The sequence below is a fragment of the Chitinophaga sp. YR627 genome, assembly GCF_900114995.1.
GTDB lineage: Bacteria > Bacteroidota > Bacteroidia > Chitinophagales > Chitinophagaceae > Chitinophaga.
The window spans coordinates 323585-347335 of sequence record NZ_FOUX01000002.1 but is presented as its reverse complement, the minus strand read 5'-3'; the positions used below and the strand labels follow the sequence as shown (position 1 = coordinate 347335).

The following is a 23751-nucleotide window of genomic DNA, read 5'->3' as shown; positions in this document are numbered from 1 at the left end:
AGGTCTTTGATGTTTGGTGAGTTTTACATTGAAACAACTATCTTTATCTAAAGAGATATATTACAATCTCCTGCCCATCCGGTAACCTCACAATGCCTTTCCTGATAGAAGCAATCTATTGATGATCTTATTTCTTTATTCCCTTTCCCAGATATATGGGCTGGGATACTTTTGTCAAAAATAATCACACAAAAACGCGCTTTATGAATCAGGATCAACAGGTAAAGAACAATGGACAGACAGCTGCAAATCAGGCAAACCACCATCTGACTACCCGTCAGGGACAGCCGGTACACAACAACCAGAGCATGCGGACGCTGGGCAATCGTGGCCCTGCCGTAATGGAAAACTATCAGTTCCTCGAGAAGATCGCTCACTTTGATCGTGAACGTGTACCGGAAAGAGTGGTGCACGCACGCGGAGCAGGTGCACATGGTGTATTTGAAGCATATGGGACCGTAGGAAATGAACCTGCATCAAAGTACACCCGTGCGAAATTATTCCAGGAGAAAGGTAAACAGACGCCGGTATTTGTACGTTTTTCGACCGTTATTCATGGCGGACATTCACCAGAAACCTTAAGAGACCCCAGGGGTTTTGCCGTGAAATTTTATACTGAAGATGGCAACTGGGACCTGGTAGGAAATAACCTGAAAATCTTCTTCATCCGTGATGCGATAAAGTTCCCCGATTTTATTCATGCATTGAAACCAGATCCTGTACACCACCGTCAGGATGGAGGTCGTGTAATGGATTTCTTTAGCAATTCTCCAGAGGTGATGCACATGATCACCTGGTTGTTCTCTCCATGGGGTATTCCCGCGAATTACCGGCAGATGCAGGGCTCCGGAGTAAATACCTATAAATGGGTAAACAAGGCAGGTGAAGCGGTGCTGGTGAAGTATCACTGGGAGCCGGTCGCTGGTATCAGGAATCTGACGCAACCGGAAGCAGAAGCGATACAGGCAAAGAACTTCAATCATGCCACACAGGACCTTTACGAAGCAATTGAAGCAGGTAACTATCCGCAGTGGGAATTATTTGTGCAGATCATGAGTGATGACGAACATCCGGAACTGGATTTTGATCCGCTGGATGATACGAAGATCTGGCCGGCGGAACAATTCCCCTGGTTGCCGGTAGGCAGAATGACGCTGAACAGGAATCCGGAGAATTATTTCGCAGAAGTAGAACAATCTGCATTCGGACCAGGAGTACTGGTAGATGGAATGGACTTTTCTGATGATAAAATGCTGATCGGCCGTACGTTCTCTTACTCTGATACCCAGCGTTACAGGGTAGGTACGAACTATCTGCAGCTGCCAATAAACGCAGCAAAAACACATGTAGGTACGAATCAACGGGATGGAAATATGACTTATACAGTGGATCTGCCGGCGGGCGTAAATCCGCATGTGAACTATGAGCCTTCCAGTCTGAATGGTTTACAGGAAGCACCACAGACAGAATTGGTATATGAGCCGAGTTATGCAGCAGCGAGGATCGTGCGTCAGAGTATTGACCGTAAGAACAACTACCAGCAGGCAGGAGAACGGTACCGTTCTTTTGAAGAGTGGGAGAGAGCAGATCTGATCAGTAATCTGGCAGATACGCTGAAGGATGCGACACCTGCGATTCAACAAACCATGCTGGAACATTTCTACAAATGTGATGAAGATTATGGCCGTAGAATGGAAGAGGGCCTAAAAGCGGCATTAAGTGCAAAAGCAAAAGCAACGGTATAACAGGGATGGTTATAGTAAAAAGCCCGGCATCTATCAATGCCGGGCTTTCATGTATATCAGATAAAAATAATTTTATTATTTGCACTGCTTTAAGCCTCAATCAGCTCTTTCTTCGTCTTGCTTTTCAGTCTGGGAGGTACTAATGAAATGACTTCTGTTTTCAATGCCTCGATCATTCTTCTCTTCGCAAAATTCTTCATGGTGATCAGACCAATTTCTCTTGCTGGTTCAGGTGACTGAAAATATCTTAACTTCTGTTGCTGTTCCTCACTCAGGTCATCCAGGGCCAGTTCAGGCAGGATCGTTGCGCCGTTGTTTTCATCTACCATACGTTTCAGCGTCTCAATGCTACCGGTGTTGTATTCATAGTGCTGGGAGCCACGGGTAGTCTTTCTATGCTGACAGATGTTCAATACCTGGTCGCGCATACAGTGACCGTCATTTAGTATCCAGAGTTCTTCCACATTGATATCTTCTGGTCTGAGCTTTTTCTTTTTGGCCAGCTGACTTTCCTCAGACACATAAGCAACAAAATTCTCATAGAATAATGTCGTCTCTTTTAGTTGCGGATCATGCAGAGGCGTAGATACGATACCACAGTCGATCAGACCCAGTTTTAGCTGCTGTGTGATCTGTTCTGTATTTTGTTCCCATACCAGTAGTTTGACAGCCGGATATTTTTCTATGAACCGGGTAATGATCTTAGGTACGATATAAGGTGCGACAGTGGGAATAATACCGATCCTGAGTTCACCGGAGAGTTCTTTATTCCTGTCGGAAACAAGGTCCTGTATCTTCTGATATTCTGCCAGCAGTACACGCGCCTGCGCGATGACCTCTATACCCACTTCGGTAGGGGTAACCGGTGATTTACTACGGTTGAATATTTTTACGCCGAGCGAGTCTTCCAGTTTCTGGATCTGCATACTCAGCGTAGGTTGTGTAACATAGCAGTTCTTCGCTGCCAGGTTAAAGCTGCGGTAGGTATCTACAGCAACGATATATTCGAATTGAACGATGGTCATATATGATCTGTCATTTATCCGGGAAACAATACGGTCCCCTGGCTGCAAAGTTCCTGATAGCGCCTGTGAAAGGAAATATCAAAAAGTGTAAAATGGTTGCCAATAAATGCAGCTTTGTTTATTGTTTGGTTGCGGCAACCAATGTTTCATACCCGGCAGGATTCTCCTGGAGCAGGGCATAGTCTATCGGATTTCTACCGAATTTGTCCTTCTTCAGCGGAGATGCGCCGTATTTCAATAACAGCGGAATAAGCTCATTCCTGCCGAAAGTGGCTGCAAAAGTCAGTGCTGTAGCACCATTACCATTTTCTGCGTCCACAGCTGCGCCGTGTTCCAACAGGATCTTAGCGATCCCGGTATATCCCTTAAAACTGACACCCATGAGCGCGGTATTCCCCATTGTATCCTGTATCTCTGTATTGGCGCCTGCATCCAGCAGGGCGCTTACAGCGGCTGCATGGTTGTAGTAGGTAGCAATGATCAGGGCCGTAGAGCCACGTGAGTCTTTAGCGTTGATCTGTTCAGGTGTAAGAAAGCCTTCCAGGGCTGCTATATTATTGGTCCTTGCTGCTTCGAATATGTCCATGGTCTGATGATTTGAAGCAATATTAGACCATACCAGCTGATTATGGAGAGGAATAGGATAATATCATAGGCTATAGATGAAATCTATTGACTTTTAATTTGCTGATAACTGGTAACTATTAGTAGCCCCAGCTAAGTTGGATGTGGATAGATTGATATATTATTTTATTGTTCTATATTCGCGCCTGCGGGTAGAGATGTGGTCGATTTGGAACGGCGCCCCCCTGCAACGGGGGAAAAATAAGTTCGAATCTTATCTTCTCTCCCGCACGTACAGGGGGATAGTTCAATTGGAAGAATGCTGGTCTGCTAGCCCAGGGACGCAGGTTCGAACCCTGCTCCTCCACAGATAACGACTTCATCTTTACTTAATACATCGGAGGGATAGCTCAATTGGAAGAGTACCGGCCAGACACGCCGGCGATGCAGGTTCGATGCCAGCTCCCTTCGCTCTTTTACTCAATATATCGAAGGGATAGCTTAATTGGAAGAGCGCCGTCTCGGCTCGTCGGAGAATGCAGGTTCGAAGCCTGCTCCCTTTCGCTCTTTTACTCAATATATCGAAGGGATAGCTCAATTGGAAGAGTACCGACCGACTCGTCGGGGGTATGCAGGTTCGAGGCCTGCTCCCTTCATTCTTCTATTCACTGGTATCCGGTTCATATAATCTCCTCTTTTGAACATTCTCCCGCTATTTGCTGTTAAACAGATAATCCCGATTAACCAGCTACCATCATCCTGGAAATAGACCGACCTACAGTTTACACCTACATTTTATACCGGAATCGTATATCCGGTGACCGCATATGTTATGAAAAAAAAGCTTTTATTTCTGATACTGTCTTTTCTGGCAGCTCCTTCGTTTGCGCAGGACAATAGCACCTTTAATCAATATGATATACACATACAGCAAAAGATCCGAAGGGTCGATGACCTCATTCAGAAAAGGATATTACGTTCGCTGAACAGACTGATCGTTGATGAACAGCGTATGCGAAAACGCCTGATGAAAGCTGATGCAACGGCTGCTCAACGCATCTTCGACAGGGGTATCGATAGTATGACAGCATTCAGAACATGTGCTGAAAGACAGGTTGCAGCTGTCGGAGAGATAACACATAGCTACAATAGTTATCTTGATACCTTACAGGTAGCTGTCAGATTTCTCCGGTCTTCCGGTGAATTGCGTCAACTGGTGGACCAGCTACGTTTCTCTGTCGGGATATCTGAGCAGATAGGTGATTATCTCTATAAGCGTCAGTATACACTGAAAGAACAGTTATCGCCTTATCCGGCATTTACAAAAGATCTGCAACGGTTGCATAAACAGGCATACTACTACAGGGCACAGATCAGGGAACTGGGCTGTACCATCCGGGAGATGGGACGTCCGGAAGTGCGTATGATAGCATTGCTGCGGGAATCATCTTCATTCCGGGATTTCTTTAAGAAGTACTCCCTTCTGGCTGGTTTGCCTGGTATATCCTTCAACAATAACTAAACGAAAGACTATTCATTTTCCAGCTTGAGTAATTGTTGCTTCACCTGATCATTTTGTGTCCAGCTAAAATTCTTGTCGACGATTGTTCCGTTTTTATCTACAATAACATAGTGGGGGATACCTACAATCTTAAACATGGCGGACAACTGATTAAACTGATCCGTGCTGAGGCGATAATGTTCTCCTTTGATACCAGGCATAACCACTTCATAAGTTTTCTCCGGAGAAGAAGTATTCGTAATGTATAGGAAAACGATGTTTTTATCATCAGCCAGTTCTTCTTTTAATGGTGCAATTTTTTTTATAGCATCCATACAAGGTGCACACCATGTTGCCCAGAAATCTATAAAAATAACTTTGCCCTTATATTTCTCCAATATTGATATAAGTGTACTGTCAGTTGTTGTTGTAGCAGCTAACTGATGATAGGTATAACCTTTTTGTGTTTTGGCAATTCTGATGTTTTCTTTTATACTGTTCTCAAGCTCATATATATCTGATAAGAGAAAAGTATTTTTGATGGTTGCTTTTATTGTTGCCATTTTTTCTGCTGACAAGGTATCTTTATTGACATCCAGTTCGTGCGCTATTGATTGCAGGTACATGATGTCAGTTTCCATGGAAGCACCAGATAATAAACGTTTTAATACTACAGGTCTTGCTTTTTCCAGTGCACCGGGTACTGTTGCATTGTGGTCAAGCATATCCTGATAATGGCTGATGGTGTTTTTAATTGCCGGATCTGAGGTGTCCTTTGTTTTGAGCAGTGCCAGTTCTTTTTCATAGTCTACCCCTTCTTTGCGCGCCTGATCATATACGGGATCCATATACATTAACCGGTTGATGAGTATCGCGTAATTATAAGATCTTAATGCCAGCGGATCACTGTATTTTATGTCCTTAAGAAAACTATAATAAGTGCTATCGGGTTTGACAGGTTTTGATAAGGGTTGTCTGTTATCAAAGGACAGCTTATTTACATGGCGGTAAGCAGACTCCTTCATATATTTATAGAATATCAACAGATCTGTTGTACTATATTTTACATTTCGTTGTGCCAGGTCATATGCTGTTTTGTTGAATGTGCCTTTCTTAGCTATGCTGTCAATCCGGGACAGTTTACGGGATTGGATCTGCTGAAAATATGCTTTGTACTGTTCAGGCGTCATATCATATATCGCCTGATCAATCGCATCCCAGTCAAACTCCATCAATATGGCTCTGACTTTGTTGATGTCATTATTGACTGCGGCCGGGGTACCTTTAAAAACAGACTTTACATCGGACATATTGGTGATATCAAAATCCTGTATCAGTTCTTTGCCTGGTTCAATATATATGGGACTGTGAAAGAATGGAAAGCTAACCCATACTTCCTGTTCCCTTGCCAGCGGAATATCGATAGTGAATTTTCCATCGGGAGCTATATTGATAAAATAGCTGTTATATAGTCCGGTAACAGCATTATTGACAGCTAACGATACACTTTTGAATCCCATATCAGGCGTATATCCTTTGATGGTTCCCGAATACCGGGTTATTTTTGATTGAGCTGATATCGTCAGCGTATAGCATAATAGGCAAACAAGCGCGAGTGTCTTTTTCATTTCAGGTATTGTAAAGGGTGAAATGAAAGCGTGATGTTTTTTTTATCAGTGAGGCAATAAAAAAGAAACATCTATCTTTCATATGTTCTACGTGGTTATAGACAAGATTGCTCAAAAAATATAAATTATCTACTTGTTTAATTAAAATTTGTTACCTACTTTTAATCTGATTTTAAAACCCTGAGGAAAGAAGAACCCCTTTCCAACGTAAACGATACCATTGATTTTTTACGACCATATGTGCTAAAGAGAGGTCCATACAGTTCCACGGAATCCCAGGCGGACACGATATTCTGACGGTCAATTCCATTAAATCACTTACCAAAGGGAGTATCTCCTTAACATTTAAAAAAACAGCGGAAAGAAGATGTCCTGATTTTTAAAATCCATTAATGTATCAAGGATAAAATAATTGAGGTCATTACATAAAATGTAATGAATAGGTACTTTGTTAGCCAGGTATCTGAGGTATGCTGCGATCATATCCCTCAGTACAGACCATCGCATGCAATAAACCAAATTTTCACATTTTAAATCGTTAACCATGAAGAAAAAAATCTATGGCGCGCTCGGCGTAGCGGCACTTGCATTGGCTGCATTTCTGACTACTAACACTTCAAGTTCAGCATCTGATACCACGTTGTTCAGCTTATTTAAAATCAACGCTGCCAACGCAGAATGTTGCAGTACCCCTATCAACAACGGTCGTTGTAGCTCATTAACCGGCAACTGTTACCCTGATCCGGGTGGTGCCAACAACTGTGATTCTACAAAAGGTAATTGCTGATTTTAAGTAAACAGGGCTATCTGACCGGATCTGCATTGGCTATGGCGGTATCCGGGGCAGGTAGCCCTTACCTGATACAACTATCTATTTGAAAATGTATGAAAATAGCGCCTTATGTCTCTCAGAATGCCTTTAATGCTACACAGTATTGCATATGCCATTATTATCTGTTGCTTGATATCATGTAATAATAGTGCCGCCTTTGAAGTTAAAAATGATAAACACGGAAGCCTGAAGGCGGCAAAGAAACTGGAACAGAACGGGGATAAGAAGTTTTCACTGGACAGCCTGTCCGCGCCCCGTCCCCCTTATATACAGCTCTACAATGATGCCAGCGGTAACGAATATCTTGCGATGCTAAGCGGATACTCCAGGAACATCTTCATATATAACTACGATTCAGCCAACAATCCTGTCAACCAGATACCTATCAGTACCGTACAGATGCCTCTGGCATTCCATATAAGAAACATGGACTCCATTTATGTATATAATGATAAAATGATGGAGATGGTGCTGCTGAACAACAGATCGGAGATCGTGTCGAAAATCTCACTGATCAACAATGAGAATATGAAAGATCTGTCCTGGACCACCCGATATCCACAGTATGTGCCACACGGTGTGAACGCGATCATCGAACATGAAGGTAAACTGGTCTTTCCGGGACAGTTTATCTGGACGCTCCCCGATACGATCGCACAACGGTTTAAGTTCACTTCGCTCATCGACATTAATAGTAATAAGGTCAACTACGTGCACAAGTATCCTTACGGGATATATGGGCACGGGCATCTATGGGATGAACCAATGTTCACCGGCGTATACTATGATATAACACCTGATCACAGGAAGATGGTATACAGCTTTCCTGTATCTCATGACCTCGTGATATCCGATCTCGATACAGATAAAGAGAAGACGGTATACGGCGGTAGCAATGAAGCAGCAAGCATTACATCTCTTGATGTAGATAAGTTTAAGAAGAAGTCGGCCGCCCCGAATGAATACATTTATCAGAAAGCCTGTACCAGTGATTTGTATGGCGGTATCCTCTATGACAAATACAGGGACGTCTATTACCGTTTCCTGAGAAAAGCACTTCCTGAAAAGGGCGTACGGCTTCGCTGGGAGAATAAGAAGGTGGCCGTCGTAGTAATGGATAAGGACTTCAATTATCTGGGTGAAACAGAGCTGGGTGATTTGAATGAATTCTATCCGGACAACTCGTTTGTTACCAAAGAAGGCCTGAACGTTGAATATGTCGCCCCTAATGATGTGGAAGAGAAATTCCTGACATTCAGGATTTTTAAATTAAAAGACATTTAAAACTTATTATAATGAAGTCAAGAATTATTTTGTGTTGTCTCATGCTGTCGCTGATTGCATTATCTTGCGAACAAACAGAAGGTAACAGAGAAGATACTGTTATTGAAGAAGGCATAAAAGAGATTAAATTGAAACCGGAATACAACTGGCTGGTCATTTTACCCGGACTCGGCTGTAGGGGTTGTATTCAGGAAGCGGAAGCCTTTATGCGTGATTACATTGATAAACCTCATATCCTGTTTGTATTGACCAAGGTGCAGTCCATGAAAATGCTGGAGCAGAAAATAGGCAAGGAACTGCATAGCCGTGGAAATGTCTACATTGATAAACAAGGTTTCTTTGATATCCCGACCAATAACACTATTTATCCCTGTATCGTGCAGCTCGAAAAAGGGAAAGCTGTCCAGCACCAGTTTCAGTCACCCGCAAACGGACAGGCTTTTCAGTTATTGAAGACACAAATTGAGTAAGTAAATATCCACGAATGAATTGTACCATACGCATCTTCTTTGTCGTTAGCCTGCTTTGTACTGCGATCCGCTCATACGCCCAGCCTGGACGTGCGATGATTGACAGTCTTGCCCACCGGATGGAATCCTATTCTAAAACAGGAGGAACAAGTGTTTATCTGACCGGTAATAAAGATATTTATATAGCAGGAGAAGATCTGTGGTACAATGCTTTCGTACTGGACCAGCAAACGTTCGCGCTCGCAGAACAGGAAAGCATCTTATACCTGCAACTGATAAAGGAAGGGAGTGATACGGCTGTCTGGAAAGAAATGTATCCCGTTACACACGGTATATCTGCCGGACGTGTATACCTCCCGCAAACCCTGGCAGCCGGTAAATACCTCTTAAAGGCTTATACTGCACATTCTTTTTTTTCTCTGCAACCCTACTTCTATGCCGTGTTTCCTGTTCAGGTGGTCGAGGACCCGCGTTCTATCAGGAATAACTGGCAATTAGGACAGTCCAGGTCCCTCCGTCAGGGAGAGCAGGTACGCGTGACGTTCTTTCCGGAAAGCAATGTACTGATAGCCGGCATAGACAATACAGTAGCGTTTAAAGCGGTGAATAAAGATAATGAGCCGGTTGACCTTAAGGCAGAGCTTTATAAGAACGGGAAGGTGGTATCAGCTGTGCAGACTGCGCATGGCGGTATGGGCCTGTTCCGTTTTACGCCTGAGGCAGACGCTTCCTATCTGCTTCGGTATGAAGGCAGGGACTTTAAGTTACCGGCTGTTGCAAAGGAGGGGATTGGTCTTCATCTTGAGCGGAATCAGCACGATAGTTTATTGTTCAGACTTTGGTCTAACCGGCAGGTAGAACAGCCTGTGTTATTAAGAATACAGGTAAGAGGTGCAGTCCAGGTCATCGCTGCAGGCTTGTTAAAAGATAGTCTGCTGATGAAGATCCCCATTGCAGCCCTGCCACCCGGCGTAGCAGAGGTGACACTGTTTGATGGACAACAGCAGGTATTAGCCACACGGTTGGTATATGTACATCATGAGAAGAAACTATATGTGCGTTTTAGTCAGTTAAAAGAGACTTATGCCCCCAAAGAGCAGGTAACCCTTAAAATCAATACTACAGATGAACAGGGCCACCCGGTTCCTGCGGCCCTTAGTCTGCGGGTTTATGATCGCCTGTTTGGTAACCGCCAGCATACCCGTGATATTGTAAACTATTACCAGTTGGCCAGCCAGTTGCGTGATACCCTGTACGATCCGTCCTTTTATTTTGACAGTACCAGTGATGATAGGAAGGAAGCACTGGATCTACTGTTACTCACTCATAAGGCAGACCAGTACAATCTCAGCGATGAGCGAATGAAGCAGGACTATGCCGCTAAGAAAATGCTGCTGATGGATAGTCTGAAAGCAACAGTTACGGCAATTAATAAGTCCGGTAAAAAGAAAGCGCCCATATCCCTGATGTTCTTTGATTACAGCAAAAGCATTAATCAGGTGGGAGTGACAGACAATGAAGGTACTTTTTATCTCAGTCCTGAAAATCTTTCTATCGGACAACGCTTTTTCATTAAATATTTTTCTGAAAAAGAACACGGTATTTATGTGACAGATCCTTTTAAGACTATTAGTATGGCGGAGGCAGACCAGCATCCTATGAATATGTTGAGTGAAAGAAATATCGTTATTGAAGAGAAAGGCATAGATAGCAACAGGTTGCAATACGGCAATATGCTCAGGGAGGTGATTGTACAGAGTAAAGGCCGTGGCTTCGGAGATCGTTACATGGGATATCTGGATAGCATCGCCCGGTTTGAAGGCAATATGGATTACGTAGGCCAGTGTGGCTGGCTGAACTGTCCGGCCTGCGGAAGTGGTACCCGGCCCATTGAAGGCGTGACCTATTCAGAACTGATAGAGCCTAAAAGAAGCCAGGTAGGTAGTCATCCTTTCTCCTTTGGTGCCAATGATATGAAAAAGGAACCTTATCACTATCCGAAATATACAGAAGAGGAGCTGTTGAAGAAGTTTAAAATGGTTATTACCAAAGGCTTTTATCAGCATGCCTCTTTCTACTCACCAGATTATGAAAAAGAAGATAAGTCGATGAGTGATACCCGTAATGCGCTCTACTGGAATCCATTAATCGTAACAGACGAGCGTGGGGAAGCCACCATTCGTTTTTTCTGTTCCGACATACGGAGCGGATTTTTAGGTGTGGCAGAAGGTGTGAGCGGAACAGGATATTTAGGTACAGGTACATTCAGTTTTGGCGTAAGATAAATTGGTATAAAGATGCGCAGGTGCGTAATAGTTTTGATCATTGCTTTACTCTGTCAGATGACTTCCTACGCGCAGTCCTTTACCCTGAAAGGATTGTTAAAGGATACAAATTTGCAGCTCCCGCTTTACAGGGGCTCCGTCGTGTTGTTGCAGGCCCGGGATTCTTTTATTGTTGCAGATACCCGTGCCGATAAGCAAGGTCGCTTTGTATTTAATCATCTTTCCGATACCGCCAGCTATATCCTGTTTTTTTCCTATCCGGGTTATGCTGCTTATTCCCACAGGATCACTACGGAGAAACCGGTAGATGGCGTATTGGATATGGGAACGGTAGGTCTGCTACTGAAAGAGAAACTGCTAAGAGAGGTGATCATAAAGTCTCAGACCGCCATTATCAAAATAAAAGGAGATACAACAGAATTTACGGCTGATAGTTTTAAGGTGCAGGCGAATGCCTCTGTTGAAGATTTGCTAAAGCAGTTGCCTGGTCTGCAGGTGGATCAGTATGGCAACATCACTGTGCAGGGACAGAAAGTCAGAAAGGTACTGGTGGATGGGGAAGAGTTCTTTGGCGATGATCCGACACTGGTTACCCGTAATCTGCGTGCCGATATGGTCGATAAGGTGCAGGTCTATGATAAAAAGTCGGATGCGGCTGTCTTCACAGGTATCGATGATGGTGTGAAAGATAAGACCATTAATCTGAAGATCAAGCAGGACAAGAACCATGGCGTCTTTGGTAAGGTTGAACTGGGTGGAGGTACAGATGAACATTATAATGCGCAGGGCATGCTGAATGCTTTTAAGGGAAAACGCAGAATGTCATTGTACGGTACGAATGGTAATATTGGTCGTACCGGGCTGGGTGCAGCAGACAGACAAAAGATAGGCACAGATAATGATGGTACGGAGAACTATAATGATAAAGGTATTCCTACCGTCACCAGTGCAGGCGCGCATTATGATAATAAGTGGAATAATGATCAGCAGTCCTTTAATGGTAACTACAAGTTCAATACAATGACTGTAAATGGTGAGGATATCGTTGTGTCTCAGAATAATCTTCCTACTGGTTTAATACTCGGTAATTCCAATAATAGATTTGATAACCGGAATACCCGTCAATCCGCTAACGGAAAGTACATTTTCAAAGTGGATACATCTGCTACCATTACAGCATATGCAGATGGAACCGTTACTGATGATAAGACTGCCAGCTATGGAAATACACAGAATTTCCGGGGAGACAGCAGCATGATATATAATAACGAATCAAACGATCGTAATGACTATCATCTCAGATCCTATAATGTAAACCTTGCCTGGGAGAAACGTCTTAAAAAGGCTGGTCGTACGATTTCCCTGTATCTGAATAATAATTTTTCAAACGATCATTCATCAGGAGAGAATCTGTCACGCAGTGACTACTATGATTCAACAGGCAGACAAGACAGTACGGCCCTTTTGTATCTTGGCAGACGTACGAATGATGACTGGCGTACCAATACCCTGAAAGCGATCTATACAGCGCCAATATCAGGAAAGCTATCACTGATCCTTAATTATCAGGTGGAGAATAAACTTAATCATGATGATAAACGATCTTATAACCTTGTGGAGAATCCGGCGGGAAAGAATGAAGATGCCGCATTTAGCAGTAAAATGAACAGTAATATCTGGACTAATCAGGGAGGTATTGCTATCAATTACGCGGGGCCTAAATTAGTGCTGAAAGCCGGTAATAATATTCGTACGATAACGATGGATCTGGAGAGTGAGCTTGATAACTACCGGCTGAAAAGGAATTTCCTGAACTGGAATCCAGGCGCCAGTATGCAATATACCGTGAAGCAATATTCAGTACTCCAGCTGAACTATACCGGTAACAGTATCAATCCGGAAAGAACACAGTTGCTGCCATTAAAGTTTAGTAATGGCCAGCTTGTTACTTATCTGGCTAACCCTGATCTTGATAATAGTTTTAGTCATAAGATCAGTGGGGATTATAACACAGCGAAAGTTGTTTCAAATGTTTATACCGGTGGTAACGGAAGCGTGACCTTTACCACTAATCCGATTGCACAGGCTATTAATGTGACTGCTGCCGGTAAGTATATTTACAGATTTGTGAACATGCCGGGATATACCAACATGAACTACGATCTGATGGCTTATTATGGTCGCCAGCTGCCGTTTAACATACAGATGATTGGTGCGCTTAATACCAGTGGTGGAAGGTCCTTCAATCTGACAGATGATAAGGTGAATAAGCTGACGTACAGTACATATGGCGCCGGACTGGAAATGTATAAATCCCAACAGAAAAAATACAATACCTATCTGCTGGTAAAAGCCGGGTATAACATTAATAAATCTTCTCTGCAACCAGGCAGTGAGAATAATTTTCCATTCATTGAAATCAGACCGAGTCTGGCGATTTACTTTCTTAAGAAGTTCGAAATACATACAGATGCCAACTATCTCTGGCAACGGAAGTCTCAGGCGTTTAGTGATAATTTCAGCCGTGTGATCTGGAATGCCTGGTTAGGCCGTACTTTTCTCAAACAGGATCAGTTGACGATCAGGATCTCCTGTAATGATATCCTGAACCAGAATAACGGGTATTCCCGTACTGCCAATAATAACTTCTTTTCGGAGAACAGATATACGACCATCAGACGATTTTTTATGTTAGGTGCGACGTGGAATTTTACCAGATTCAGAACTATAAAACAATAGCGCATGAAGAGATTATCCTTTTTACTGGCAATGATGGTCTTTTCTCATGTATTATCTGCACAGCAGGCTACTTTCGTTAATAGTGGCAAGGTCGTATTTGAGAGAAGGGTGAATACATATGCGGTGATGGAGCGATTTGTAAAGGAAGCTGATATCATACCTGCAGGCCAGGTATATGCTTATATGCTGAGTTACCGGAATGATAATCCACAGTTCTGGACAGATGATTTTGAGTTATATTTTGATACCACGTATACACTGTACAAGCCGCAGAAAGCTGATATAAGTCCCAGGACATCATATATCGGTGCGGTAGCATATAACAATAAAGTATTGAATAACCTGGCATCCCGTGAAGCGGTTGCATTAAAACAGGCATTTGATCAATCTTTTGTTATCAAAGATACTATTCGGACTATTCGCTGGAAGCTGACGGAAGAGACACGTGAAATAGCCGGTTTTCAATGCCGGAGAGCCAACGCGCTATTATCTGATTCTATTTATGTCGTTGCTTATTATGCAGAAGAGATCCCTGCGAGAGGTGGCCCGGAGTCTTTTAATGGCTTACCGGGAATGATATTGGGAGTGGCCCTTCCGCATGAGCATATCACAATATTTGCAACGCGTGTGGATAAACAACCTGTCGCCCCGGAAACCTGGAAATTGCCTGAACAGACGAGGAGTGTGCCTGTTGATAATAAGCAGTATAGAAAATCGATGACAGATATCCTGCCCCGTTTCAGACTTACCTCATCATGGGTGCGGATCTTTATGGACATATAACGATGTAATAATGTAAAATGAAAATCTTGTTTTTAACCCACCGTTACTATCTGCTCCTGCTGACCGGCATGTTGATCCCGGTTGCGTTTGGTATGGGCTGGCTATCTATGCTGTTGATCGTCCCTTTCCTGGTGTTGTTAACGGGCCTGTATCTCTCGCGCAGATTCCTGAAAGGACAGCTGCAATCAGCCGTCAATACTGGTCTGAAGCTGATCCTATTGATCGTATACACGATTATTTGTAAACTCTATGTTTTTGATATCTACCAGGTCAATAGCAGTTCTATGGAAGGCGCACTCATAAAAGGAGATGTATTGTTTATTAATAAACTGGCTTACGGACCTCAGGAGATTGACGATGCGAATAGCATCTCATGGGTGAAGTTGTTCCGTAGTAATATCCGGCAGCGTGAAGCATGTCCTGTTATCAGCAGAAAAAATGGGTATACTCATATCAGGCGAAACGATGTGTTTATTTATGAATTGTTTCCTGCTTACTTTGTTGTGAAACGATGTGCCGGATTACCCGGGGATCATTTAAAGATCAGTAATGACACCACATTTATCAATAACCAGTATGCCCCTTTTTCGCCATATCACCAGAGCCAGTATCTTTTACAATTTGGTGATCATGCCAGTCTGAAAGCTTATTTGTCCACTGTCTCCCGGTCTGCCATAGATTCTGTGAATATCGATTCAAACATATTAGTCGCCAATATTTCACCAGGCGATCTACCCGGGAAGGCATGGCGTATCACCCGTTTACCCAACAAACTATTAGCAGGTAAAACGCCTTATTTCCGTCCTGATAGCTGGACGATCAATAACCTGGGCCCATTGACGATTCCCTATAAAGGATGGGCCGTTTCCGATTCGGCTTTATACCACAATACCATTGAACATTGGGAATGTAATAATACACCCGGAGGATACGTGTTTAAGGATAACTACTATTTCATGATGGGAGATAATAAGCCTTATTCGGAAGATTCCAGATACCTGGGACTTATTCCTGAAAGAAAGATTGTGGGAAAAGTAGCTTTCATTCTTTACTCATATAATGAAAAAGGATTTTTATGGAACCGCTTGTTTAAAACTATTCTATGAATACGCAAAACAAACTGACAGTTTATCTGGCGTGGGGCGGGATATTGACATTGTTATTATTGTTTGTCCTGACCCCTTTACAAAATAATACAGCGCTACAAAACAGTGTTACCATTTCAAAAACCTTCTTTTTTGCAGAAGGTCTGCTGCTGTTATTGTTGATGGGAAGTATAACCTGGTTATGCCTGAACAGGCACATATGGATCAGCTATTCACGGATTGATCTGGTTTTTACCATACTTGTTCTTTATATAGTTCTTCGTAGTGGTGGCCGGGTTTCTCCCCGAGTGATCGAACTGATTGCCTTAATGGTATTTTATGTGGTACTCCGCAGATGCAGGTTGAGACACTTTCTGTTTATCCTTTATGCGATCGCTGTGGCGGGTATTATTCAGTCAGTATATGGCTTGTTACAGTTGTATAATATACTGCCTACTCATAGTCAGTTCCGGTTGACGGGTACTTTCTTTAATCTGGGTGCTTATGCTGCTTTTATAGCACTAAGTGCATGTATCTCCCTGGTGCTGATCTTTTATTTTAAAGATAAGCGTATGACGCTGATTCCGCAGCTCAATATTGTGCTGGCCATTATTATACTGCCTATTACCCAGAACCGGGCGGCATGGATCGCATTGATTGTAGTGGGTATTTTTTTATATGCGCGGTTTATAAAACGATATCTGTTGTATGGCGTTTTAGTTGTCGCAGGTGTATTGGTGCTGGCCGGAGGATACTATCTGAAAAAGGATTCTGCTGATGGAAGGGTCTTGATATGGAAGGTAACCAGTCAGATGATTGCTGAGCATCCGCTTACTGGCATCGGCTATGATCGTTTTGCAGCTACGTATATGAAGTACCAGGCTGCGTACATGACCACACAGGGTACGCCGGGGGAGAAGCAGTTAGCTGATAACGTATACTATGCCTTTAATGATCTGTTACAGCTAACGGCTGAATCAGGAATGATAGGTGCGCTCGGTATGTTACTACTGATAGTTTTCTGCTTTACAGTGAAAGGATATGACAGGTTCCGATACGCCGGACAGGCAATTATACTGGGATATATGATCATCGGGATGTTTTATTACCCGCATTTTATACTGCCGTTGAAAATGACAGGTGTATTGGGATTGGCCATGTTATCCAGGATGGATCGGTCAGTGATAAGACAGCTGCATATCGGGCGTGTGCCTAAGCTGCTAGTAATGGGTATCACCCTTATTGTATCTGTAATGGGGATGATGTTGATAACACAGTATAAAACGGCCTACAGACAATGGGGACAGGCAGAGGCAGCCTATCAGCATCAACGGTTCAATGAAAGCATCCGGTATTTTGAACAGGCATTGTCTCAGCTGCCGCAGGATGGAGAACTGCTGTCAGCGGCCGGTAAAGCATACTTTCTAGCTGATTCACTGGGTAAGGCCGCATTGTATCTTACACAAAGCAGGGATTTTTTAAATAATACAGTTATTGAAACCACACTGGGTGATATCAGTGTACAACAGCAACACTATGCGGCTGCAGAGAGATATTATCAGCAGGCTTTAAGCATGGTACCTAACCGCTTTTATACTGAGTATATGTTACTAAAGCTGTACGTGGCCAGTAACGAAAATGAAAAGGCCTGTACCCGGGCCAACCTCATCCTGCATAAAACAGTGAAGGTGTCATCTACCGCCGTGCAACAGATCCAGGACTCCGCCAGAGTCTATTACGACAATAATAAATGTCATCACTAAATAAGACCTATGTCCATTGTTATGAAAAATATTTCAATTATCATCCTGCTTGGCGTATTGGGTTTGTTGTATGCCTGTAATGCGAAGAGAGGTAATGTAGAACAGGAGGTGCTCAGCTATTTTCAAAAACAGCAACACCCGGAGAAACTAAAAGCAGCACAATACTTATTGACCAATATGAAAGGGCATTATAGCCTCGCTGGTCCTAACTATGATAAGTACGTACAGATATTTCATGAAATCAGTATCATCCCTGGAGATAAGAGAAATGCGGCTATTATGGATCGCATGAATTTTCATAAGATAGGCGATAGCTTTTTTATGGAAAAGGATGAGAACAGTCTGACTGCCGAATACCTCATTAAACACATTGAATATGTCTATGCTATATGGGAGAAAGTACCCTGGCGGAAAGACTATAGTTTTGATATCTTCTGTGAATATGTGCTGCCCTACAGAATTGAGAACGAACATCACAGTAACTGGATCAGACATTTCCATGAGGCATTTGCCGGCATATTTGATGAACTGCATTTCGCCGGAGGTACTGTTTATAAAGCAGTCGATTATTGCGCTGATAGCACGCGGTATATCCCCATGCCTGATGGAGATAGTACAACGCTTATAAAATTAAGGCCCGGAAAGGACCGCATTACTTTCGACAGTATTCATGTGGCAACAGACGGTGAGAAATGGATTCGTATTCAATATACAAGTGGTCTTGATTCAGCCAGGGTCAGACTGGTCATTAATGGTAAGGATACGATCTCACAAAACCTCAATACAGCTGGTAGTCTGTATTGTTATCCTGGCCATCAGGTCAGGATTAAACATCCTTTTCATAAAGGGATCAATACTATTGAAGTGAGTGTGTCAGATAATCCCATCGGTCTTGATTACCTGGATATTATTCCCGTAGAGAAATTCTATCGTAATACGTCCGCCTTTAAGATAACAGATGGTGCTACTTACGCCATTTATAATGCAGCGAATAACAAAGGACTGAACACTGTATTGAAGTCTTCTGCCCAGTTCAATATTCAAAACATAGATTACGGCTATTTTGTATTCCGGACCAAAGGGAAGAAGAATACAATGACCTTGGCCTGGGATACTTATTTTAGTCAGGATACCCTGAGACAGGCCGCATTCTCAGGAGATGATAACCAGCAATGGGCTATCATACCAGTGAGTGAAGCGCATTATAAAATAATGAGTAAGCGGAATGGTAAGTGTCTGGAACTGTTAAAGGATGGACAGCTGGCTGTGAGAAATGAATACACCGGTAATGCGCAGCAGCAATGGCGGTTCGAAAAGACAGATAGCGCTATTCGCTTTGATACAGCTTCCCACGTGCCACAAAATACTCCATTGGAATATACCTGCCGCGTAAAGGATGCCATCAATTTTGAATGGATGATCTTCAGCAATTATTTTCCTGCATTGCCGGCAAGCGATATTTTCGAAAACCATGTAGGTGATTGCCGGGCACAATCTCATTACCTGGTATATATCCTGAGATCGCTGGGGATCCCTGCTGTAAGTGAAGTAAACTTACAACGTCCCAACCGGACAATGGGCCACGACTGGAATGCGATCATCGGGAGTAAGGGAGAAACCATCTATTATCAGATAGATACAAAGCCTGCGACTGGTAAACCGGATTCACCTATCGCTAAAGTATACCGGCGGACATTCAAGGTTGATTCAAGCGCTTTACCATTTAAGAAATACCCTGCTGAAAATATTCCGCTGACCTTTGATAACCCTTATTTTAAGGATGTAACCAGTGATTATTTCAGCACCAAAACTGTTTCAGTAGATCTCTTTGCAACAGCAAAGGATATAAAGGGGCAACACGCTTATTTATGTGTATGGGATGACGCTAAATGGCTGCCGGTAGCATGGGGTGATATTCACAACGGAAAGGCTACTTTCAGAGATATGGGACTGAATGCACTTTATCTCCCGGTGATCTATAAAGATGAGAAAACCTATATCCCGATAGGCGCTCCTTTTATACTGAAGGATAGTCTGCTGCAATATATTGCTCCAAAGCCTGAACAGCCGGTAGAGGCTGTGTTAAAACGGAAATACTACTGGCCGGAAGAACATTTTATGGACTTTCGCCTGAACGGCGGCCGGTTCCAGGCTGCAAATAAAGCCGATTTTTCAGATGCGGTGACCTTATATACAGTGAAGGGTAAAATAGCCCCCATCCCATATAACATCCCTGTCAGTGATGCGAAGACTTATAAGTACTATCGCTATATAGGTCCACGTTTAGGTTATGGCAATCTTGCCGAATTAAAGTTTTATGATAAAGCAGGCCGGGAGCTGAAGGGCAGGATCATCGGCAGTGAAGATAGTTATAAGCTCCTGGGGAATACAAAGGACAAGGCCTTTGATAATGACGTCCTGACCTTTTATGATGGATTCAGCCGGAATACAAACTGGCTCGGAATGGAATTTGCACAACCCATGGCTATCGGTAAGATCAAATTCATCCCCCGGAATGATGGGAACTGTATTGAAATGGGGGATGACTATGAACTGATGTACTGGAATAATAAAGACTGGCAGTCCCTGGGACTGGTGATTGCTCGGGAGGATTCCCTGATATATAAGAATTGTCCCAAAGATGCGTTATTCTTACTGCACGATAAGACAAAGGGAAAACAGGAAAGGATCTTCACCATTGATAAAAAAGGGAAACAGGTCTGGTGGTAGCCGGGAAGGCAGATTCAGTAAGACTTCATATATTTATACCTATGCAACGAAAAACAGTGCTGCTGCTTGGCGCTAATTCAGATGTAGCCAAAGCTGCCATTCTCCGCTATGCGGCAAAAGGATTCCGCATCATCGCAGCTTCGCGTAGTACCGATGCGCTTCAGGCATTTGCGGATCAGCAAACCTTTCCTAAAGAACTGCTGACAATCCTGTATTTCGATGCAGCGGATTTTGACAGTCATGCAGGCTTTTATCAGCAGTTACCGGAGAAACCGCACATTGTCGTATATGCTGCCGGTTATCTTAAGAACAATGAAGAAGCCTTACTAGATTTTCCAGGTAGTTTCCGGATGATGCAGGTACACTATGCAGGGGCCGTTTCCATACTGAATATCATTGCGATGGATAAGGAAAATGTTCGCCTGGAGAGAATAATAGGATTATCCTCTCTTTCCGGTGTGCGGGGAAGAAAGAGCAATTTCATCTATGGCAGTACGAAATCAGCCTTTACCCAATATCTGGCAGGATTGAGACAGTATCTCTTCAGCAGGAGGATTACTGTCAATGTAATAGTAGCCGGATATATCCGGAGTAAAATGACCGCAGGACTGAATCTGCCTGAATCGCTGATGCTGGAGCCTGACTTCATAGCAAAGGCTGTAGTGGAAGCCGGTAATGGTCTGATTGTCGTTCCCGGGTTTAAATGGAAGCTCATTTACACGATACTGAAATGGATGCCGGAACGACTGGTAGCCAGATTGCCATAGCCATATGGGACCCTGTCCAGCCACGGACAGACATGTACCAAAACCGAACATATGTAATAATTGTTATCTGTTTATGCGTCTGATTAAACGTATTGTTTAATTTGGCTTTAAAATAGTTGTAGACTCTCCAGATACGCTATCACTATGTTGAAGAACTATTTTAAGATCGCATGGCGAAACCTGTTTAAAAATCCACAGGCTACCTTCCTGAATCTTGCTGGCTTATCCACAGGGCTGGCGGCTTTTCTACTGATTTATTTATGGGTTTATGATGAACTGAACGTTGACAGATTTCATGAGAAACGCGGACAGCTGTTCCAGATCATGGAGAATGTGAAGGACGGCAGAGGTGTCATCACGAACAACGGAACACCTGCCTTGCTGGCGGAAGCGCTTACAGGTACGATGCCTGAAGTTGAATATGCCACCGTTACCACACCACCTTCCTGGTTTCCGGAGATCACCTTCTCCACAGGGGATAAGCCTGTAAATGCGGCCGCTATATTCGCGGGAAAGGATTATTTCAATATATTCTCCTATCCGTTGTCACAGGGCAACAAATCGACCGTACTGGCCGATAAGGAAGGTATGGTCATCTCGGAAGCACTGGCGATGAAGTTGTTCCATACTACTGAAAATATCATTGGCAAAACTATCAGTTGGCAGATCCAGGAGTTTAAGAAACATAGTACTGTCTCTGGTGTGTTTAAAGGGACGCCTGCCAATTCCTCCATACAGTTTGATTTTATACTATCTTTCGACGCCTTTAAGGAATTAATGGGTATAAAGGGGGTGTTAGATAGTCAAAATAGTGATGGGCCTTTTTTTACCTATCTGGCACTAAAAAAAGGAACAGACGTTAACGCTTTTAATAAACAACTAAGTGAATTGCTGAAGGGCAAAAGCAAGGGTACTCCCCGTGACCTTTTCTTACAACCCTATTCAGACAATTACCTCTACGGCGAGTTTAAAAACGGTAAACCGACAGGTGGAAGGATCGCTTATGTGCAACTGTTTTCATTGATCGCTGTATTGATCATCCTGATCGCATGTATCAACTTCGTTAATCTTTGTACGGCAAAATCTTCCGGCAGGATGAAGGAGATCGGTATCCGCAAGTCAATGGGCGCTCGTCGCAAAACACTTGTTTTCCAGTTTATGGGAGAGTTCATGTTGCTGGTGTTTCTGGCATTGATCATCGCATTATTACTGGTTATCTGCTTCCTGCCAGCTTATAATGAGATTACGGGGAAACAGGTTGCTTTACGTCCTGATCCTACCCTTATAGTCTCCATACTGGGCATTACGTTTATCACCGGACTCATTGCAGGCAGTTATCCTGCATTTTATCTGTCTGGTTTTAATCCGCTGGAAGTCCTGAAAGGACGACTGTTGAAAGGGAGTGCGGGCGAACTATGGGCACGCAAAGGCCTGGTAATATTTCAGTTTACAATATCAGTTGTATTCCTGATAGCGGTTATCATCGTTTACCGGCAGCTGAATTACATACAGCATAAAAAGCCGGGTTATGACAAGGAGCATGTGGTCTATTGGCAGGCGACGGGCAAAGTACCTGCCGATATGAATGGCTTTCTGGCAGAAATAAAGCAAATTCCGGGTGTTGCGAATGCTTCGGCAATGGTGGCTAACGTGCTTTCTACAGGCCCTGGTGTGCCTGTTAAATACATGGTAAACGGACAGGAAGAATTGATCTCTTTCAACGCTTTACAGGTATCTTATGACATGATTGAAACCCTGGGTATTGAGATGGCAGCCGGACAAACATTCTCCCGCAACTTCGGGGCAGAGGCTGATAAGATCATCTTTAACGAGACCGCTATTAAAGCAATGGATATTAAAGACCCGATCGGAAAGATCATTGATTTCCGTGGGAAGAAATTCCAGATCAAAGGTGTGACCAAAGACTTCCATTTCCAGTCGTTGCATGAAAAGATCAAACCTTTATATATCATACCGGATCAACTGGTAGGAACGATCATTGTGAGAACAAAAGCAGGCATGGAACAGGAAGCACTGGCAAAGCTGAGCGCTTTTTATAAAGACTATAATCCTGATTTTCCATTTGAATATAAATTCCTGGATGATGATTACCAGGCACAGTATATAGCGGAAAAAAGAGTCGCCACCCTATCTAAATATTTCTCCGGACTGGCAATGCTGATATCCTGTCTGGGATTGCTTGGGCTGACAGCTTTTACCCTGGAAAAGAGAAGTAAAGAGATCAGTATCCGTAAAGTGCTGGGAGCCACTGGTAATAATATCGTACTGATGTTCTCCAGGTCATATCTGGTATTTGTATTGTTGGCCGCAGGACTGGCGGTACCGCTGGGCTGGTGGATCATGAACAGCTGGTTACAGGGCTTTGCATATCATATTAATATCGGCATAGATGTTTTTCTGATTGCTTTAGGAGCCATATTGCCGGTTACCTTACTGTCTGTGATTTTTATTGTCATCAGGGTAGCCTGGACAAATCCCGCAACGAGTTTAAAAGCAGAGTAGCCTCCATAGCGATAAATAGTAAAGGCC

Annotated in this window: 16 protein-coding genes, 4 tRNA genes and 1 pseudogene; 18 read left to right on the top strand and 3 right to left on the bottom strand. The window is 43.3% G+C overall.

Annotated features, from left to right (window positions below):
- Window positions 1–203 precede the first annotated feature (203 nt).
- Window positions 204–1745, top strand: a complete 1542-nt coding sequence (locus BMZ72_RS10130; protein ID WP_089807850.1) for a catalase — start codon at window positions 204–206, stop codon at window positions 1743–1745.
- 89 nt (window positions 1746–1834) lie between these two features.
- Here the strand turns inward: BMZ72_RS10130 and BMZ72_RS10125 are convergent, their stop codons facing one another.
- Together BMZ72_RS10125 and BMZ72_RS10120 are read right to left on the bottom strand one after the other, a co-directional pair.
- On the bottom strand, window positions 1835–2770 hold the full coding sequence (locus BMZ72_RS10125) for a hydrogen peroxide-inducible genes activator (protein WP_089807848.1): 936 nt from the start codon (window positions 2768–2770) through the stop codon (window positions 1835–1837).
- Window positions 2771–2888: 118 nt separating this feature from the next.
- Window positions 2889–3356 carry an ankyrin repeat domain-containing protein gene (locus tag BMZ72_RS10120; RefSeq protein ID WP_089807846.1) on the bottom strand — a complete coding sequence of 156 codons (468 nt, stop codon included), beginning with the start codon at window positions 3354–3356 and terminating at the stop codon, window positions 2889–2891.
- A 192-nt stretch (window positions 3357–3548) separates the two neighbouring features.
- Here BMZ72_RS10120 and BMZ72_RS36535 point away from each other — a divergent pair.
- From BMZ72_RS36535 to BMZ72_RS10100, 6 genes and pseudogenes are all read left to right on the top strand, one after another.
- Window positions 3549–3620, top strand: a tRNA-Cys gene (locus tag BMZ72_RS36535).
- Window positions 3621–3631: 11 nt separating this feature from the next.
- Window positions 3632–3701, top strand: a tRNA-Ser gene (locus BMZ72_RS10115).
- Between the two features lie 32 nt (window positions 3702–3733).
- A tRNA-Val gene (locus BMZ72_RS10110) sits at window positions 3734–3805 on the top strand.
- A 19-nt stretch (window positions 3806–3824) separates the two neighbouring features.
- Window positions 3825–3897 (top strand) — tRNA-Ala (locus BMZ72_RS36530).
- 20 nt (window positions 3898–3917) lie between these two features.
- A pseudogene (locus BMZ72_RS10105) lies at window positions 3918–3990 on the top strand.
- A 176-nt stretch (window positions 3991–4166) separates the two neighbouring features.
- The gene (locus BMZ72_RS10100) at window positions 4167–4856 is read left to right on the top strand and encodes a hypothetical protein (RefSeq protein ID WP_089807843.1); all 690 of its coding nucleotides are present in this window, start codon (window positions 4167–4169) and stop codon (window positions 4854–4856) included.
- Between the two features lie 8 nt (window positions 4857–4864).
- Here BMZ72_RS10100 and BMZ72_RS10095 read toward each other — a convergent pair whose 3' ends face one another.
- Entirely contained in the window at window positions 4865–6463 is a 1599-nt protein-coding gene (locus tag BMZ72_RS10095; RefSeq protein WP_089807842.1) for a TlpA family protein disulfide reductase, read from the bottom strand.
- 544 nt (window positions 6464–7007) lie between these two features.
- On the opposite strand from BMZ72_RS10095, the gene BMZ72_RS10090 reads away from it, so the two are divergent.
- The 11 genes from BMZ72_RS10090 (at window position 7008) to BMZ72_RS10040 (ending at window position 23724) form a co-directional block, all read left to right on the top strand.
- The gene (locus BMZ72_RS10090; RefSeq protein ID WP_089807839.1) at window positions 7008–7250 is read left to right on the top strand and encodes a hypothetical protein; all 243 of its coding nucleotides are present in this window, start codon (window positions 7008–7010) and stop codon (window positions 7248–7250) included.
- Between the two features lie 114 nt (window positions 7251–7364).
- Complete coding sequence (locus BMZ72_RS10085) at window positions 7365–8579, top strand: DUF4221 domain-containing protein (protein WP_089807837.1); 1215 nt, start codon at window positions 7365–7367, stop codon at window positions 8577–8579.
- An 11-nt stretch (window positions 8580–8590) separates the two neighbouring features.
- Window positions 8591–9049: a hypothetical protein gene (locus BMZ72_RS10080; RefSeq protein ID WP_089807835.1), complete on the top strand. Its 459-nt coding sequence runs from the start codon at window positions 8591–8593 to the stop codon at window positions 9047–9049.
- A gap of 14 nt (window positions 9050–9063) precedes the next feature.
- Window positions 9064–11334, top strand: a complete 2271-nt coding sequence (locus BMZ72_RS36525; protein ID WP_089807833.1) for a hypothetical protein — start codon at window positions 9064–9066, stop codon at window positions 11332–11334.
- Window positions 11335–11391: 57 nt separating this feature from the next.
- A complete protein-coding gene (locus BMZ72_RS10070; protein ID WP_255373165.1) occupies window positions 11392–14073 on the top strand; it encodes an outer membrane beta-barrel protein in 2682 nt (893 codons plus the stop codon).
- Between the two features lie 3 nt (window positions 14074–14076).
- Window positions 14077–14856: a GLPGLI family protein gene (locus BMZ72_RS10065; RefSeq protein ID WP_089807829.1), complete on the top strand. Its 780-nt coding sequence runs from the start codon at window positions 14077–14079 to the stop codon at window positions 14854–14856.
- A 17-nt stretch (window positions 14857–14873) separates the two neighbouring features.
- Window positions 14874–15962 carry a signal peptidase I gene (gene lepB / locus BMZ72_RS10060; RefSeq protein ID WP_089807827.1) on the top strand — a complete coding sequence of 363 codons (1089 nt, stop codon included), beginning with the start codon at window positions 14874–14876 and terminating at the stop codon, window positions 15960–15962.
- Window positions 15959–17704 carry an O-antigen ligase family protein gene (locus BMZ72_RS10055; RefSeq protein ID WP_089807825.1) on the top strand — a complete coding sequence of 582 codons (1746 nt, stop codon included), beginning with the start codon at window positions 15959–15961 and terminating at the stop codon, window positions 17702–17704. The genes lepB and BMZ72_RS10055 overlap by 4 nt, the downstream gene beginning before the upstream one ends.
- A 21-nt stretch (window positions 17705–17725) precedes the next feature.
- Window positions 17726–20434: an RICIN domain-containing protein gene (locus tag BMZ72_RS10050; RefSeq protein WP_177222746.1), complete on the top strand. Its 2709-nt coding sequence runs from the start codon at window positions 17726–17728 to the stop codon at window positions 20432–20434.
- Window positions 20435–20475: 41 nt separating this feature from the next.
- Window positions 20476–21201 carry an SDR family NAD(P)-dependent oxidoreductase gene (locus tag BMZ72_RS10045; RefSeq protein ID WP_089809768.1) on the top strand — a complete coding sequence of 242 codons (726 nt, stop codon included), beginning with the start codon at window positions 20476–20478 and terminating at the stop codon, window positions 21199–21201.
- 144 nt (window positions 21202–21345) lie between these two features.
- Window positions 21346–23724: an ABC transporter permease gene (locus tag BMZ72_RS10040; RefSeq protein ID WP_089807821.1), complete on the top strand. Its 2379-nt coding sequence runs from the start codon at window positions 21346–21348 to the stop codon at window positions 23722–23724.
- Window positions 23725–23751 lie beyond the last annotated feature (27 nt).